Source organism: Actinomadura litoris (genome assembly GCF_009733595.1).
Classification (GTDB): domain Bacteria; phylum Actinomycetota; class Actinomycetes; order Streptosporangiales; family Streptosporangiaceae; genus Spirillospora; species Spirillospora litoris.
Genome location: NZ_WOFH01000010.1, coordinates 126,207 through 142,363, shown reverse-complemented (window position 1 = coordinate 142,363; position 16,157 = coordinate 126,207). Strand labels below are relative to the sequence as shown.

General features: G+C 73.6%; 14 protein-coding genes. 7 read left to right on the top strand and 7 right to left on the bottom strand.

The features are described 5' to 3' along the window. Positions 1-11: 11 nt before the first annotated feature. Together hemW and GNZ18_RS26590 are read right to left on the bottom strand one after the other, a co-directional pair. Entirely contained in the window at positions 12-1,220 is a 1,209-nt protein-coding gene (hemW, locus tag GNZ18_RS26595) for a radical SAM family heme chaperone HemW (protein WP_312874754.1), read from the bottom strand. Between the two features lie 35 nt (positions 1,221-1,255). Continuing rightward, a complete protein-coding gene (locus GNZ18_RS26590; protein WP_214617612.1) occupies positions 1,256-1,696 on the bottom strand; it encodes an antitoxin YezG family protein in 441 nt (146 codons plus the stop codon). A 334-nt stretch (positions 1,697-2,030) separates the two neighbouring features. Between GNZ18_RS26590 and GNZ18_RS26585 the strand changes: the two genes are divergently transcribed. The 3 genes from GNZ18_RS26585 (at position 2,031) to GNZ18_RS26575 (ending at position 5,417) form a co-directional block, all read left to right on the top strand. After that, the gene (locus GNZ18_RS26585; protein WP_156219283.1) at positions 2,031-2,984 is read left to right on the top strand and encodes a hypothetical protein; all 954 of its coding nucleotides are present in this window, start codon (positions 2,031-2,033) and stop codon (positions 2,982-2,984) included. Between the two features lie 142 nt (positions 2,985-3,126). Next, complete coding sequence (locus GNZ18_RS26580; RefSeq protein WP_156219282.1) at positions 3,127-4,572, top strand: hypothetical protein; 1,446 nt, start codon at positions 3,127-3,129, stop codon at positions 4,570-4,572. A 242-nt stretch (positions 4,573-4,814) separates the two neighbouring features. Then, a complete protein-coding gene (locus GNZ18_RS26575) occupies positions 4,815-5,417 on the top strand; it encodes a DUF4870 domain-containing protein (RefSeq protein WP_156219281.1) in 603 nt (200 codons plus the stop codon). On the opposite strand, the gene GNZ18_RS26570 is transcribed toward GNZ18_RS26575, so the two are convergent. Together GNZ18_RS26570 and lepA are read right to left on the bottom strand one after the other, a co-directional pair. Continuing rightward, on the bottom strand, positions 5,410-6,186 hold the full coding sequence (locus GNZ18_RS26570) for a Uma2 family endonuclease (RefSeq protein ID WP_156219280.1): 777 nt from the start codon (positions 6,184-6,186) through the stop codon (positions 5,410-5,412). The genes GNZ18_RS26575 and GNZ18_RS26570 overlap by 8 nt on opposite strands. Positions 6,187-6,243: 57 nt before the next feature. Beyond that, positions 6,244-8,082, bottom strand: coding sequence for a translation elongation factor 4 (gene lepA / locus GNZ18_RS26565; RefSeq protein ID WP_214617607.1), 1,839 nt, complete (start codon positions 8,080-8,082; stop codon positions 6,244-6,246). A gap of 239 nt (positions 8,083-8,321) precedes the next feature. Between lepA and rpsT the strand changes: the two genes are divergently transcribed. Both rpsT and GNZ18_RS26555 read left to right on the top strand, forming a co-directional pair. Continuing rightward, positions 8,322-8,591, top strand: a complete 270-nt coding sequence (rpsT, locus tag GNZ18_RS26560; protein WP_214617606.1) for a 30S ribosomal protein S20 — start codon at positions 8,322-8,324, stop codon at positions 8,589-8,591. Between the two features lie 48 nt (positions 8,592-8,639). Then, complete coding sequence (locus GNZ18_RS26555; RefSeq protein WP_156219279.1) at positions 8,640-9,173, top strand: RNA 2'-phosphotransferase; 534 nt, start codon at positions 8,640-8,642, stop codon at positions 9,171-9,173. A gap of 243 nt (positions 9,174-9,416) precedes the next feature. On the opposite strand, the gene GNZ18_RS26550 is transcribed toward GNZ18_RS26555, so the two are convergent. Beyond that, positions 9,417-9,974 carry a TetR/AcrR family transcriptional regulator gene (locus GNZ18_RS26550; protein WP_156219278.1) on the bottom strand — a complete coding sequence of 186 codons (558 nt, stop codon included), beginning with the start codon at positions 9,972-9,974 and terminating at the stop codon, positions 9,417-9,419. A gap of 91 nt (positions 9,975-10,065) precedes the next feature. Here GNZ18_RS26550 and GNZ18_RS26545 point away from each other — a divergent pair, with 91 nt between their 5' ends. Together GNZ18_RS26545 and GNZ18_RS26540 are read left to right on the top strand one after the other, a co-directional pair. Beyond that, positions 10,066-11,253, top strand: coding sequence for an MFS transporter (locus GNZ18_RS26545; RefSeq protein ID WP_156219277.1), 1,188 nt, complete (start codon positions 10,066-10,068; stop codon positions 11,251-11,253). Between the two features lie 14 nt (positions 11,254-11,267). Further along, a complete protein-coding gene (locus GNZ18_RS26540; RefSeq protein ID WP_173390891.1) occupies positions 11,268-11,639 on the top strand; it encodes a nuclear transport factor 2 family protein in 372 nt (123 codons plus the stop codon). Positions 11,640-11,794: 155 nt separating this feature from the next. Here GNZ18_RS26540 and holA read toward each other — a convergent pair whose 3' ends face one another. Beyond that, positions 11,795-12,748 carry a DNA polymerase III subunit delta gene (gene holA, locus GNZ18_RS26535; RefSeq protein ID WP_312874753.1) on the bottom strand — a complete coding sequence of 318 codons (954 nt, stop codon included), beginning with the start codon at positions 12,746-12,748 and terminating at the stop codon, positions 11,795-11,797. 845 nt (positions 12,749-13,593) lie between these two features. Continuing rightward, positions 13,594-15,810 (bottom strand): ComEC/Rec2 family competence protein, encoded by a 2,217-nt coding sequence (locus GNZ18_RS26530; RefSeq protein ID WP_156219275.1) that lies wholly within the window; start codon positions 15,808-15,810, stop codon positions 13,594-13,596. Between the last annotated feature and the right edge of the window lie 347 nt (positions 15,811-16,157).

The window sequence follows — 16,157 nt, the reverse complement described above, 5'->3', positions numbered from 1 at the left end:
CGAGAGTCAGGTCAGGTCAGGTCGCGGACGACGGCGTCGGCGAGCAGGCGGCCGCGCAGGGTCAGGACGGCGCGGCCGCCATCGAAGGGCGCGGGCTCCAGCAGGCCGTCCGCGACGGCGCGACGGGCGGCCCGCTCGTCCAGCAGGTCCACCGGGCAGCCCTCCGCGAGCCGTAGCTCCAGCATGATCCGCTCGATGCGGCGGTCGGCCGCGCCCAGCACCTCGCGCGCGTGCGCCGGGGTCGTCCCCTCGGCGAGGCGGGCGGCGTGCGCGGCGGGGTGCTTGACGTTCCACCAGCGCGTGCCGCCGACGTGGCTGTGCGCGCCGGGGCCGACGCCCCACCAGTCCGCCCCCGTCCAGTACAGGAGGTTGTGGCGGCACGCCGCCTCCGGGCCGGTGGCCCAGTTGGAGATCTCGTACCAGCGCAGCCCGTGCGCGCCGAGCAGTTCGTCGGCGATGAGGTAGCGGTCGGCCATGGCGTCGTCGTCGGGCGGGGTCAGCTCGCCGCGGCGCACCTGGGCGGCCAGGCGCGTGCCGTCCTCGACGATCAGCGCGTAGGCGGAGACGTGGTCGGGCTCGGCCTCCAGCGCCGCCTCCAGGGACGCGCGCCAGTCGTCGTCGGTCTCCCCCGGCGTCCCGTAGATGAGATCCAGGTTGATGTGCTCGAAGCCGGCCTCGCGCGTCCAGCCGACGACCTCGGGGACGCGTCCGGGGGTGTGGCTCCGCTCCAGCACGGCCAGGACGTGCTCGCGCGCGCTCTGCATGCCGTAGGAGACGCGCGTGAACCCGGCCTCGCGCAGCTTCGCCACGTACGCCTCGTCCACCGACTCGGGGTTCGCCTCGGTGGTGACCTCCGCGCCGGGCGCGAGGCCGAACTCGGCGTCGACGGCGGCCAGGACGCGGCCGAGGTCGCCCGGCGGGAGGAGGGTGGGCGTGCCGCCGCCCACGAACACGGTCTCGACCGGGAGGTCGGCGTCGCCGAGCACCCGCCGCGCCATCCGCACCTCGGCGATGGCGGTGTCGGCGTAGCTCTCGCGGCTCGCGCCCGGCCCGAGCTCCGTCGCCGTGTAGGTGTTGAAGTCGCAGTAGCCGCAGCGGGTCACGCAGAACGGGACGTGGATGTAGAAGGCGAACGGCCGCGTCCCGAGGCCCTCCAGGGCGCCGGCGGGCAGCGCGCCGTCGGCGGGTACGGGGTCACCGTCGGGCAGGGTAGCGGGCACCCCTCAAGTCTGCCCCCATCCGAGCGGTGCCCGGGTCACGCCTCGTCGAGCTTCGCGCGGAGCCAGCCGGGGATGTGCTCCTCCGCGCGCGGGAAGCGGTCGAGGTCGAGCGCGTAGGCGGACGGCGTCAGCGGCGGGGTGAACTCGGGCTCGCCGTCGTAGTCGAACTCCGCGCTGAACCGGCCGGACCGCTCCACCTCCAGGCGCGCGGTGAACCAGGCGCCCTTGCCGCGCCGGTACATGACGCGGCGCAACTCGTCCATCCGCCCGACGGCCTGGCCGGGCGGCATCGCCTTGCGGCGCCCGCCGCCCTCGTCCTCGACCTCGAAGGAGGCGCTGTCGATGCCGACGGTGGCGCGGAACTCGAAGCCGAGCCGCCGCCAGCCCTCGGGCGCGGCCGACCGCAGCGCGCGGACGGCGCCGTTCACCGCCTCCCGCTCGGCCGGCGAGCGCAGGACCTGCTCGGAGTGGGTCACGCGCGAACCTCCGGAGGTCGATCGGATCGGGTCTGATCCGGTCGGATCGGACGTCGTTCAGGCGGGTCGGGACGATCGCGCGGATCGGGCGCACGGGCCGTGGACGGGCTGCCCGCACGCCGCCGCGGCGCGACCGCTGACCCCCGACCGTACCGACATCTCCGGCCAGGCCAAACAGCGACCGCCGTGTCGCGGCGAAACCGGCAGGCCGGGACGGGTCGCACGCGGGACGATCTTGGTCGAGCCGGGCGCGGGATCCCCGGGTTCGCCGGGGCGCGCCGGGACAGGCCCGAATGGAGCGTGCTGTGCCGCTTGGCCGGATAGGGTCGTCCGAATGCGGAATGAGGAGGCGGACGGGGGGCGGGTGCCCGCGCGTGTCCTGCTGCGCGGCGAGCCGGACGGCTGGCACTGCGTGGTCGTGACCGGCTCGGGGGCCGAGCGGCGCTGGAATCTCGCCGGGGCCGGGACCCGCTGGCAGACGCACGAGGGCGGGCACGAGGGCGGGCGCGGCGGCGCGCGCGAGGGCTACGGCCCCGAGCCGCCGTGGTGGCGCCGCCGCCTGTGCGAGACCGCCGACGCGCTCCGCGAGGCCGTCGCCGAACGGCTGACCGACGCGACGTTCCGCGAGCTGGGCGCGGAGGCCGCGATCACCTGGTTCGCGCTGGAGGAGCCCGTCGAGTGGGAGGGCCTGGTCACCCTCCAGGAGCCCGACCCCGCGCGCTTCCCCGGCCGCGTCCCGCCGTTCGTGATCACCCTCGACCCCGGCCGCGGCGCCCTGCTGCCGGACGCCGACCTGCTGTTCTCCACCCACGCCCCCGACGCCTGGGCCACGCTGACCGCCCTCGCCGAGCGGTGCGGCGCGCCGCCGCCGAAGTCCTCGTTCCTGTGCGGCTGGGCCGGGCACCGCAGCGTCCGGGTCGGGCGCGGGCGGCTCGCGCTGTCCAGCGAGCGCGGCGAGGACGGCGCCGAGCGGCTCGCCGAGATCTTCGGCACGCGCCGCCCCGGCTGGAGCGGCAACCCCGAGCTGCGGCTGCGGCTGGACGGCATCGACCTGCTCGACGAGCCCGCGAACGACGTCGTCACGCTGCTCGGCGGCCTCGGCCACGAGATCGTCCGGCGCGGCCGGACCGTGCGGCTGCCCGCGATCGGCCTGACCCTCTACGAGCCCGAGCGCGACCCCGTTCCCGGGTCGCCCGACGCCTTCCAGGCGGAGGACGGCACGGAGCGGTTCGCCGGGGTGGCGCTCCGGCTCCCGAGCGCGCTCGCGGCCGTCCGCACCCTCGCCTGAACGCCGCGCGCCCCACCACCGCGCCCCACCACCGCGCCCCTCGCCCGACCACCGGGTCCTCGTCTGACGGCCACGGTCCCGACACGCGCGGGGGTCCGGCCCGTCACCCGGTCGCAACCCCGCCGTCCTAGCTTCGCCGATCATGAGAAGCCGCGCGCGTCACGCCGCCCTCGAACCGACCGGCCGCGTCCTGATCGGCACCGCCCTGACCGGCACGGCCCTGACCGCCGCCGCCCTGCTGGCCGCCCCGCTCACGGCCGTCCCCGCCCACGCCGCGTCCGCGCCGGGCACCCTCACGCTGCACCGGGGCGGTCCCGCCCGGACGCTGCACTACACCGCCCGCCGCGACGGGGAGGCCGTGATCGGCTTCACCGCGTCCGCGCCCGGCGTCTCCTGGGCGCGCAGGGGCGCCGAGTCGGCCGTGGTGTCCATCGCGGTGGACGGGCGGCACGTGACCGACCTCGTCGTCCCCTCCTCCGACCCGACGCCGCGCAGCCTCGGCCTCGGGCACCTGCGGCGCGGCGGGCACCGGGTGACGCTGCGCTTCGCCCGCGGCAGCGCCCCCGCCGCGCGCCGCGTCACGCTCGCGCGGCCCCGCGTCCGGACGCCCCACGCCGACCAGGACGTCCTGCGGCACGCGCCCGTCGTCATCGGGCGGACGAACGGCCCGCTCGCCGACCCCTACCAGAACGCCACCACCGACGCCCCGCTGATCGCCTGGCACGAGACCAGGCCCGCCGCCGCGGCGGGCCACCGGATCATCGAGTACTCGGTCGTGTGGAGCAATGAGGACGGCGGCACCGACTCGCCCGCGCTCATGGCCCGCTGGGGGCGCACGACCGACATCGAGTGGATCTACCGGGTCGAGGTCGACGCGTCCGGCCGGCGCGTGGACGGCACCGGCGTCTACCAGGCGCCCGAGCACGCCACGCTCAAGTTCACCGGACGCTACGAGGACGACCACCCACTGCTCCAGACGTGCACGCAGAACAACAACATGTGCGACGTCGTCACCAAGGACGCGGCGCTGCGCTTCCTCCCGGACGTCACCGCGACCCGTCCGGACGGGCGCACCCGGGAGGTCGTGATGGACCGTGAGCCGTGGACCTACCGCGTCATGGCGCAGGAGATGATCCGCGAGGGGAAGATCGAGAAGCCGTCCGACCCGTCCACGACGGCGGTCGGCGACCAGCGGACCTACCTGTTCGCCGAGTTCGCCAAGACGACCGGCAAGCCCACCGGGACCGGCTCCGCGCCGGGCGTCGCGCTCGGCGTGCGGCTGAGGTCCGACCCGTCCCGGCTCTACCGGTCCGACCACGACCAGCCGACCTGGTCGATCGAGCGGGACGGCGCCGCGGCCACGACCGTCGAACTGCCGGAGGGGACGACGGTGGCCGACATCGCGAGCGTCGAGGCGCTCCGCCGCCCGGTCGGCGCCGGCGACAACGGCGCGCCCGCGACCGTCACCGCCGTCAGCCGCGGCTTCTTCCTGGACGGGTCGTACCTGCCCCGCCCGTCCGGCATCACCTGGACGGGCTCGGTCACGGTCACGCGGGAGCAGCCGTCCGCCGTCCTGTGGAGGCCGTGACCCAGAACATCTCCCCAAGCGACCTCGGCCGTCGCGGGGGCGCGTGGCTGAGCGGTGGGGCCGACGCCGGAGGCGGGGCCCCACCACTCAGATCGCGAAGCGATGCCGCGCCCGCCGAGGGGCGTGGGCGAGGGCCCGACAGACAGAACGGGAACCCGCGCGAACTCCGCGTGCGTCCAAGGAGTCGTACACTTCGCCAATAGTTGGCAAGCTTCGCTCAGCGAAATCGGAGGGCACCCGCCATGGCCTACGGGCCTCCCCCGTCGCCCGGCCAGGGTCAGCAGCCCGGATGGCAGCAGCCGCAGCCGCCCCAGCAGCCGCAGTCGCCGTGGCAGCAACCACAGCAGCAGCCGCAAGGGTCCCCGTGGCAGCAGCAGCCCGGGTCCCAGTGGCAGCAGCCCCAGCAGGGGCCGTCCGCCTGGCAGCAACCGCAGCAGCCGCAGCAGCCGGGTCCGGGATGGCAGCAGCCGGGGCAGGGGCAGGGCGGCACCTCGCCGTTCACCGGCCACGAGGGCCCCGTCAGCGACGACGACAAGACGTGGTCGCTCATGGCCTACCTGGGCCAGTTCCTCGTCGGCGCGATCGCGCCGGCGATCGTCTACTTCGGCAAGGCGCGGTCGCCCTACGTGCGCCGGCACGCCGCGCAAGGCCTCAACATGGGGCTCGCGGCCATCGCCGTGTGGTTCGTCGGCGGGCTGCTCTCGATGGCGGTCGAGGTGCTGATCTGGGCGCCGCTGCTGTTCACCGCCGTGGTGATCTTCTTCCTCGTCTACGCGGCGCGGGCGGCGAACCGGGGCGAGTTCCGCAAGGTGCCGTCCGTGGTGGCCTGGCCCATCCTCAAGTAGCCGCGTCCGTCCCCCCGGCCGCCTGCGGCGCCGGCTCCGGCGCGGGGAGGACGGTCATCGTGCCCGGCTCCCCCGGCGCCTGGTCGAGCCTGACCACGCGGCCCGGGTAGACGCTCTGGGCGGCCCGCACGTCCCGCTCGTCCCAGATGCCGTAGAAGACCGGGCAGCCGTCCCACAGCTCGGTCTTCTCCGCCCCGGTCGGCCAGCGGCGGTCGAAGACGTCGAGCAGGACCGGCTCCCCGGCGGGCGGCAGGTCGGGGCCGTTCTCCTGGGCGATGACGTCGGGCATGGCGGCTCTCCTTCTCGGGGTGACGCGGCGCGGCGGCCGGAAGATCTCCTGCGGCGCGAGGTCGATCGCGAACGGCCGGGTCAGCCGCAGCGAGCCGCCCCACGGCACCCGCTCGGCCGCGTAGCGCCCGTCGGCGGACAGCGCGTGGACGACCAGCTCCGGCTCGGCGGCGTCATCGGCGTCCACCACCCAGTACGCCGGGACCCCGGCTCGCGCGTACAGGTCCCGCTTGGCCCCGAGGTCGGCGGCGCGCGAGACCGGCGAGACGACCTCGACCGCCAGCACCGGCGCGCCCGCGATGCAGGGGAGGTCGCCCTCCACCTGCTCCTTGCGGAACACGATCAGATCGGGGGCCAGCCGGGTGGCGTCGCCGAGGCGCGCCCCGAACCGGGTCAGGCACTCCTGGCCCGGCTCCTGCGCCAGCCCGACGGGCACCACGAGGTCCGACACGAGGAACTGGTGCAGCATCGCATGGCTCACGACACCCAGTGTCCATGCGAATGCGCTACGTCACCACCGGTTCGGTGGGATTAGAGGCTACTTCTTGCCCTTGTCCGTGGACTCCCCGCCACCGGTGGACAGCGCGGCGACGAAGGCCTCCTGCGGGACGTCCACCCGGCCGATGGTCTTCATCCGCTTCTTGCCCTCCTTCTGCTTCTCCAGCAGCTTGCGCTTGCGGGAGATGTCGCCGCCGTAGCACTTGGCGAGGACGTCCTTGCGGATGGCGCGGATGTTCTCGCGCGCGATGATGCGCGCGCCGATCGCCGCCTGGATCGGCACCTCGTACTGCTGGCGCGGGATCAGCTCCTTGAGCTTCGCGGTCATCATCAGCCCGTACTCGCGCGACTTGTCGCGGTGGACGATCTGGCTGAAGGCGTCGACCGACTCGCCCTGGAGCAGGATGTCGACCTTCACGAGGTCGGACTCCTGCTCGCCGCTCGGCTCGTAGTCGAGCGAGGCGTACCCGCGTGTCCGCGACTTCAGCTGGTCGAAGAAGTCGAAGATGATCTCGGCGAGGGGCAGCGTGTAGCGGATCTCGACGCGGTCCTCCGAGAGGTAGTCCATGCCGAGCAGCATCCCGCGCCGGCCCTGGCACAGCTCCATGATCGCGCCGATGTGGTCGGACGGGGACAGCAGCGTCGCCTTGACGATCGGCTCGTACACGTCGCCGATCTTGCCCTCGGGGAACTCGCTGGGGTTGGTGACGGTGTGCTCCGTCCCGTCCTCCATGACGACGCGGTAGACGACGTTCGGCGCGGTCGAGATCAGCGAGAGGTCGAACTCGCGCTCCAGCCGCTCCCGGACGATCTCCATGTGCAGCAGCCCGAGGAACCCGCAGCGGAACCCGAACCCGAGCGCCGCCGAGGTCTCCGGCTCGTAGATCAGCGCGGCGTCGTTCAGCCGCAGCTTGTCGAGCGCGTCGCGCAGCTCGGGGTACTGGTCGCCGTCCACCGGGTACAGGCCGGAGAACACCATGGGCTTCGGGTCCTGGTAGCCGCCGAGCGCCTGCGGCGCGACCCGGCTCGCCCCGGTGACGGTGTCGCCCACCCGGGCCTGCCGGACGTCCTTCACCCCGGTGATCAGGTAGCCGACCTCGCCGACCCCGAGCCCCTGGACGGGCTTGGGCTCCGGGGAGATCACGCCGACCTCCAGCGTCTCGTGCGCGGCGCCCGTCGACATCATCAGGCTCTTCTCGCGCCGCGACAGCCGCCCGTCGATGATCCGGACATAGGTGACCACGCCCCGGTAGGTGTCGTACACCGAGTCGAAGATCAGCGCCCGCGCCGGGCCGTCGGGGTCGCCGACCGGAGCCGGGACCTCCTGGACGATCTTGTCGAGCAGCTCCCGGACGCCCTCGCCGGTCTTGCCCGACACCCGCAGCACGTCGGAGGGGTCGCAGCCGATGATCCCGGCCAGCTCCTCGGCGTACTTGTCGGGCTGCGCCGCGGGCAGGTCGATCTTGTTGAGCACCGGGATCAGGTGCAGGTCGGCCTCCAGCGCCAGGTACAGGTTCGCCAGCGTCTGCGCCTCGATGCCCTGCGCCGCGTCCACCAGCAGCACCGCGCCCTCGCACGCCGCCAGCGACCGCGACACCTCGTAGGAGAAGTCGACGTGGCCGGGCGTGTCGATCAGGTTGAGCACGTGGTCGACGCCGTCGGCCGTCCAGGGCAGCCGGACGGCCTGGCTCTTGATCGTGATGCCGCGCTCGCGCTCGATGTCCATGCGGTCGAGGTACTGGGCGCGCATCTGGCGCTCCTCGACCACCCCCGTCAACTGGAGCATCCGGTCGGCGAGCGTCGACTTGCCATGGTCGATGTGCGCGATGATGCAGAAGTTGCGGATGATCGCGGGATCGGTCGTGTCAGGCGCTGGCACCGGGGTCCGTTTCGAAACTCACAGGTGGACATGGATCTGTAGCCTCCATGGTCCCATGCCGGACGCGATGCTCCGTGCACGTCCCGGTTTGGGGAGGGGCCGCGCGCTTGGTAGGCTGTGCGACTGCGTGTGGCGTAGCGTCGTGCCCCGGGGCACCGTCCGCCCCCGTCAGACATTCGTCGGAGCCCGCATCGAGCGACTGCGGGCCAGGATCGCAACCAAGGCTGAGGCACTACGACGTGGCTAACATCAAGTCCCAGATCAAGCGCAACAAGCAGAACGAGAAGGCCCGCCTGCGCAACAAGGCCGTCAAGTCCGAGCTGAAGACGGCGATCCGCAAGTTCCGCGAGGCCGCCGAGGCCGGCGACGTCGACCAGGCCAACGCCGCCCAGCGGCACGCGGCCCGCAAGCTCGACAAGGCCGCCAGCAAGGGCGTCATCCACAAGAACCAGGCCGCCAACCGCAAGTCGGCGATCGCCCGGCAGGCCGCCGCCCTCCAGGCCAAGTAGGGCCGCACGTCCCGGGGCCGGCCGCACGCGCCGGCCCCGACGCACGTCATGGACGAGCGACGGCTGGTGAGGATCTCCAAGTACCTCGCCAAACACCTCAGGCACGACCCCGGGCGGATCGGCCTCACCCTCGACCCGGCGGGCTGGGCCGACGTCCCCGCCCTCCTCGCGGCCGCCGCCCGGCACGGCTTCCCGTTCACCCGCGCCGAGCTGGAACACGTCGTGGCCGCCAACGACAAACGGCGCTACGCCCTCGACGGCGACCGGATCCGCGCCGTCCAGGGCCACTCGATCGGCGTGGACCTCGCGCACCCCTCGGCCACTCCCCCGGAGTTCCTCTACCACGGCACCGTGGCCCGCTTCCTCCCCGCGATCCACCGCGAGGGCCTGCGCCCCATGAACCGCCATGCCGTCCACCTCTCCCCGGACCGCGAGACGGCCCGATCGGTGGGGTCCCGCCGGGGCGAGCCGGTCGTCCTGGCCGTCCGGTCCGGCCGCATGGCCGCCGCCGGGCACACCTTCCAGCTCAGCCCGAACGGCGTATGGCTGACCTCCCACGTCCCACCCGAGTACCTGGCCTGACCCCGGGCGCCGCGTCCGCGTCCGCGAACAGCCTTCCCGAGCCCGTGCCAGGCGGTGATCATGGGGATCGCCGGGCAGGACTCCCGTCTGACCGACGTCGGCGCGGGCGGCGCGGGCGCTGGTGACCTCGCGACGCGCGTTCCCGGCACGGATCGAACGACCCGGGAGACCTGCGCGGGACCCCATCGCGACGGTGCTCCAGCGCGGGCGCCCTCCCCGCCCGGCCTCTGAAAGGGATCGCTCTTACGGTCGGTCGCGGGCGGCGAGGGCCCGGACGGCGTCGGCGATCGCGGGCCTGAGCGCGTCCAGCGAGTGGTCGGGGCCGAGGAGCATGCGCCTGAGCTGCGGCATCGCCAGCGGCCAGGCCACCAGGCCCAGGGTGAGGAGCATCAGCGTGGCCGGGTCGCCCGCCACCTTGCCGGCGGCGCGGCTCTTGTCCTGGTAGTGGGCGGTACGGCGGGCCTCGTCGGGAACGGGGCCGTCGCCGAGTTCGAGCGCCTCCCAGAGAAGCAGGCGCAGGGCCTCGGGGTGGTCGCGATGGTAGTCGAACAGCCGCTCCGCGTAGTCGCCGAGATCGTCGCCGTCCAGCGGGACGGCGGCGGCGAGGTCGGTCATGAGGCGTTCGAGGACGGCGGCGAACAGCCTGTCCTTGTCGCCGAAGTAGTCGTAGATGGCCCGCTTGTTGGCCTCGGCGCTCGCGGCGATGCGGTCCACCCGGGCACCGGCGACCCCGTGCTCGGCGAACTCGGCGGACGCCGCCGCGAGGATGCGCTCCCTGGTCGCCGCTGAGTCATAGGCCATGTCCAGCATTGTAACGAACCGGTTCGTTTGACATCACCGGAGACCGTGCCGCACAATTCGAACCAACTAGTTCGTTCGATTGGAGGACACGATGGTCGCGGTGCGGGCCCCGGCGGCACGACCGGTGCTGTTCACGGCGATGGCGGTGTGCAGCGGCGCCACGGTCGCCAACGTCTACCTGTCACAGCCCCTGCTGGATCTGTTCGCGCGCGGGCTCGGCGTCTCCCCGGCGGCGGCCGGGAGCGTCGTCACCTGTGCCCAGTTCGGCTACGCGGCCGGCATCCTCTTCCTCGTCCCGCTGGGCGACGCACGGCGGCGAAGGCCGCTGCTGACCGGGATGCTGGCCGCCACCGTGGTGATGCTGCTGGTCGCCGCGGCCGCGCCCGGCCTCGGCCTCCTCGCCGCCGCGGCCGCCCTGGCCTGCGGGGCGACGGTGGTGCCGCAGGTGCTGGTCCCGCTGGCCGCCGAGCTGGCGCCGCCCGAACGGCGCGCGAGCGTGGTCGCCAACATCCAGATCGGCCTGATGACCGGCATCATCGGCGCCCGCGTCGTCGGCGGCGTGGTCGGCGAGGCGATGGGGTGGCGGGCCGTCTACCTCCTGGCGGCCGCGCTGACCGGCCTGACGGGCCTGGTCACGGTAAACCTGCTGCCCGCCGAGGAAAAGCGCGACGGGGTCCCCTACCTACGGCTCCTGGCGTCACTGCCCGGCGTGTGGCGCCGGGAGCCCGTCCTGCGGCACGCGTGCCTGGTGCACGGTGCCCTGTTCGGCGCCTACAACGCCACGTGGACGACGCTGGTCCTCGTCCTGACGCATGACCCCTACGACTACGGCAGCGCGAAAGCCGGACTGTTCGGGCTCCTCGGCCTGTCGGGCGCCGTCGCCGCGCCGTGGGCGGGCCGGTTCGTCGACCGGCGCGGCGCGGCCCCGATCCTGACGGCCGCGGCGGTGCTGACGCTCGTCGCGGCGGGCGCCTATGCCGCCGGACGCTCCGTCCTCGCCTGCATGGTCGCGGCCATCCTGCTGGGCAACCTCGCCGTGCAGTGGAGCCAGATCGCCAACCAGGCGCGCATCTTCACCCACGTCCCCCACGCCCGCAGCCGCGCCAACACCGTGTACATGGTCGCGGCGTTCCTGAGCGGCGCCCTGTCCGCGGCGCTGGCCAGCGCCGTCTACGGCACCTGCGGTTGGGGCGGCGTCTGCGCCGTCCAAGCACTCCTCGCCCTTGCCGGGCTGGCGGTCATCCCCGCCGTCCGGCGCCACGACACGAAAGGCACATGATGACCTTCCCAGCCATGCCCCCGGCCGTCCTCCGCTTCTTCGCCGCCTCCCAGGAGGGCGACGCCACCGCGTGGGCGGCGACCTTCGCCGCGGACGGCGTGTTCCACGACCCCGTCGGACAGCCGCCCCTCATCGGCCGGGACGCCATCGCCGACTTCATCGCCTCGGTGCTGCCGCGCTTCCGCCCCTTCCTCGGCCTGACCCCGATGGAGGCCCACACGGTCGGCGGGTTCACCGCCGTCTCCTGGCGAGGCGCGGCCGTCTCCCTGTCGGGCACGCCCGTGAACTGGTCAGGCATCAACGTCTACGAGCTGGACGGCGCGGGCCTGATCCGCGAGGCCCGAGCCTATTTCGACCAGAGAATCTTCCAGGCCCAACTCACCTGACAAGAGACGGGCGCCGCCCGCTCCAGGGCGGCGCCGCCCGCACGCCGACGCTCGCGCCGCGCCTTCCTCCGCACCTCCAGGCCCGTGCGTGTGGTTCACCGAGCCCTGCCCGGCGAGCGGAAAGCGCTGAACGCGGGGCGGACGAGGACGAGTGACTAGCCTCGGGCGGCGACGATGTCGGCGATCGTCTTCTCCAGCGCATACGCGGGATCGGCCGCGCCTCCCTTGACCTGGGCGTCGGCCTCGGCGACCGCGGCCAGGGCGCGGGCGACCCCGTCGGCCGACCAGGCGCGCAGTTGCTTCTGGACACGCTCGATCTTCCACGGCGGCATGCCCAGGTCCTTCGCGAGCGCCGCTCCGCGCGCGCCGCGAGGGGCGCCGCCGACCTTGGCCAGCCCGCGGACTCCCTGGGCGAGCGCGCTGACGATCAGAACCGGCGCCACACCCGTCGCGAGCGCCCACCGGAGTTGCTCCAGGGCGTCGGCGAGGCGGCCCTCGATCGCCTTGTCAGCCACCGTGAACCCGCTGACCTCGGCACGGCCCCGGTAGTACTGCGCGACCGCCGCGTCATCGACCTTTCCGCCGGTGTCGGCGACCAGCTGGCTGCACGCGGCGGCGAGTTCCCGCAGGTCGTTCCCGACGGCGTCCAGCAGGGCGCGCGCGCCGTCCGGCGAGACCTTCCCGCCTGCCTTGCGGATCTCCGCGCGCACGAAGTCGACGCGCTCCCCCATCTTGCTGATCTTGGGGCATGAGATCTTGCGCGCCTTGAGCTTCGTCAGCCCGTCCACGAGCGCCTTGCCCTTGGCACCGCCGTGGTGGACGGCGACGAGGACGACATCCTCCGCCGGTGTCCTCGCGTAGTTGAGCACCTCGGCGGTGAGGTCCTTCCCCAGGTCCTGGGCCGACCGCAGCACAAGGACCTTTCCGCCCCCGAAGAGCGAGGGGGAGGTCATCTCCGCGAGCCGCCCCGGTTCCAGCCCGCCGGGGCCCAGGTCGGTCACCTCGGTCTCGGGGTCCTCCCCCCGCACGGCCGCGACGATGTCGCCGACCGCCCGGTCCACCAGGAGTTCCTCGTCGCCCACGATCAGGATGATGGCCTCAACTGACACCCCAGCAGCATGCCACGCCCACCCTCCCGTCCGTGCCACCCCTCCAAAGTCACAAGGCCCCCAGCCCCAACGCCAGACCGAACTCCGACGATCGCCGACGCGCAACGGAGCACCGCCCGGACGCACTGACGACCGGCCGTCAACAACCCGACGCCCCGGAAGGCCCGCCCCCCAGCGAAAGAGTCCATCCATACCGCCCCAGGCTCCGCCGCTCCCCGACGTCGGCACCAGGGCACTCACCGCAAGTCACCGCCGCCACGTTAGGACTCACCCTCCCCGGCGCCGTTCCCGCTGGGTGACCTTCAGGTCAGCAGACGCGCGCTGACAGGGGCGACACAGTGCCCGCGCCCCACGAGGGGAGCTGTCCCGGCGAGACAGCCCAGGACGGGATGACGGAGGCCTGGTAGCCGTAGGCGCGAGTGCAGTAGGCGCGAGCGCGGTAGCCGCAGGCGCGGGCACAGTAGCCGCAGGCGCGGTAGCCGCAGGCGCGGGCACGGTAGCCGCAGGCGCGGGCACAGTAGCCGCAGGCGCGGGCACAGTAGGCGCAGGCACGGTAGCCGCAGGCGCGGGCGTCGTAGCCGTAGACGCGGGCGTCGTAGGCGCAGGCGCGGGCGCGGTAGGCGTAGGCGCGGTAGGCGTAGGCGCGGTAGGCGTAGGCGCGGGCACAGTAGCCGCAGGCGCGGTAGGCGTAGGCGCGGGCACAGTAGGCGTAGGCGCGGGCGTTTGGGTGGAGGCGACGCGGCTTAGGCGAGACAACACCGGATGGGCTGGCGGAGGCGAAGGGGCGGAGGCGGCTCCGATCGCTGTCCTCTGGTGTTGGACGGGGTGGGATGGGCTTCTCCACTTCAGTGGCGAGGTACGGCCGCTACGCCGCTGGCGGTGCGGATCACGGCGATGTCGCCCTCCCTGTCGGTGCGGTGGACCTGGGTATGGAGACCTTTCAGTAGGTCGAGGGCGAAGGCGGACGGGTGACCGTAGTCGTTCTGCGCGCCGACCGAGATGAGGGAGATCGAGGCGTGGGCGGCCGCCAGGAAGGCTGGGAGTTGGCTCCGGGAACCGTGGTGCGGAACCTTCAGGACCTGCACGTGCGGGACGTCCCCCAGCAGGGCCCGCTGGGCTTCGGTCTCGACGTCGCCGGCCAGGAGGGCGCTGAAGCCGGGCCTTCGCGCGACCAGGACGACGCTGGCGTTGTTGATGGTCGTGCCGTCGTCGCCCGGTATGAGAGCGGGGGCGGCGGCCCGGGGGCCGAGGATCGAGAGCGTGAGGTCACCGACCGTCCATTGCTGACCGGCGAGAGCGGAGCGAGGGGCGAGGCCGGACACGAGACGTGCCTCGCGGCCGGATGTGCGCGGGGTCGTCAGGATCTCGCGGACGGCGCGGCCGTGACGGACGCCGGACGTGCCGTTGATGTGGTCGGCATGCGGGTGGGTCAGGATGAGCAACGGAACGTCCCGGACGCCGAGGCGCCGCAGACAGGCGTCGACCGGGGCGGGGTCCGGACCGGTGTCCACGACGACGGCCTGCCCTGGACCGGCGGCCAAGGCCAGGGCGTCGCCCTGACCGATGTCGCACGCGACCATCTGCCAGCCTGGCGGCGGCCAGGCCGGAGCCAGGACGCGGAGGGCGACGACGGCGACCAGTACCCCGGCCATGGCCGCGGCCGCGATGAGGCGGAGCCGACGGCTGCGCAGGATCAGGACGGCGACACCGCCGGCGAGCAGCACGGTGATGGCGCCGAAGCCGCCGGGCGTCCAGGGGATCGTGGCGTAGGGGAGGTGAGCGGCCGTTCTGGCGATCCAGGCGATCCAGCCGACGGCGAGGCCGGCGGGCCACACCAGGACGCGGGCGAGCGGCAGCGAGATGAGCGCGGTGACCGCCGCGAGGGCGCCGAGGAGCGTGGCGGGGGCCACGGCGGGTGCGGCCAGCAGGTTCGCGAACACTGATACGACGCCCAGCTCTCCGGAGAGCATCACCAGCACCGGAGCCACCGCCACTTCCGCGGCGGCCGTGACGGCGAGCGCGTCCGCGAGGGGACCGGGCAGCCGACGTGCGAGCCGTTCCCGCCAGGCGGGAGCCAGGACGAGCAGACCGGCGGTCGCCAGGACCGAGAGCGCGAACCCATACGACCGCGCAAGCACAGGGTCGATCAGGACCAGCAGCAGGACGGCCGCGCCGAGGGCGGGCAGGCCATGGCGCTGCCGGCCGGTGAGCAGCGCGAGCAGGCCGATCAGCCCCATGACGGTCGCGCGCAGCACGCTCGGCTCCGGCCGTGCGACAACGACGAACGCGAACACCGCGAGCGCCGCGAGGGGCGGCGCCCGCCGCCCTCCGAGGCCCGCGAGACGGCAGAGGCCGAGCACCGCGCCGATGACGATGGCCAGGTTCGCACCGGACACCACCAGCAGATGTGTGAGACCGGCGGTCCTGAATTCCTCGGCGAGCCCCGGGTCCAGCCGGGAGGTGTCGCCGACGACCATGCCGGGCAGCACGCCGCGCTGGTCGGCGGGCAGCCGATCGACCGCCGCTCGGAGTCTGGCCCGGACATGCTCGGCGGCGCGCTGCGGAGCGGACGGCCTCCCGAGAACGGTGGGCGGGCCTCCGACGATCACAACCGCCGCAAGCAACTCGGCCCTGCGCGGTGTTCGGAATCCGCCATGGAACCGCACGCGCTGGCTGGGGAGAAGGCGGAGCCAGCTGGGATCACCCGCGATCAGCAGCACCGGAACCCGCACTCTTGCGCGCGCCACCACTTCCACACGCGCCCGCAAGATGATGACGGGTCGGCGTTTGCCCGGTTTCGCGTTCGGGTCGCCCGTGATGACGGCGTCGGCCGTCGCCGAGCGTCCCGACCGGGCCAGGTCCCGAACCGGCCCCGTCTCGACGGCGCTCGACCGCAGCGCCACCCCGGCGGCGGAGGCCGCCGCGCACACGAGGGCCACCCCCACCAGCACCCGACGCGCCCGCAGCTCCCGCCAAGCGGGCAGCACCGCCAAGCGCCAGTCGAGCAGACGTCTGCGCCGTAGCGTTGGTTCGGCGGCGGTGCGGCCGCCCTCGTCCGCCATATGGCGCCCCGAAGGCGGCCTGGGAACACGCCGACCCGGCCGCTGTCCGTTCCCCCCTCCCCCACTCGCGGCCTCCGGCGCGTAGGGGCTGCCCGGCACGTGAAGGCTCTCCGGCGGGGGCGGGCTCCAAGAGTCGCCCAACTCTTCCAACGGGCCCGCCGAAGACCGCTCCGCCGACCGGCGTGCGTCGGCCCCGTCCGGTCGCTCTTCGCCCTCCACACCCCCGCTCGCGGTCTCCGGGCCGGGAGGAGTCTCCTGCGAAGGCGGGCACCAGGAGGGGTCACTCGACCCTTCCAGCGGGCCCCCGGGATACCGCCCCGCCGACCCACCTGCGTCGTACCCGCCCC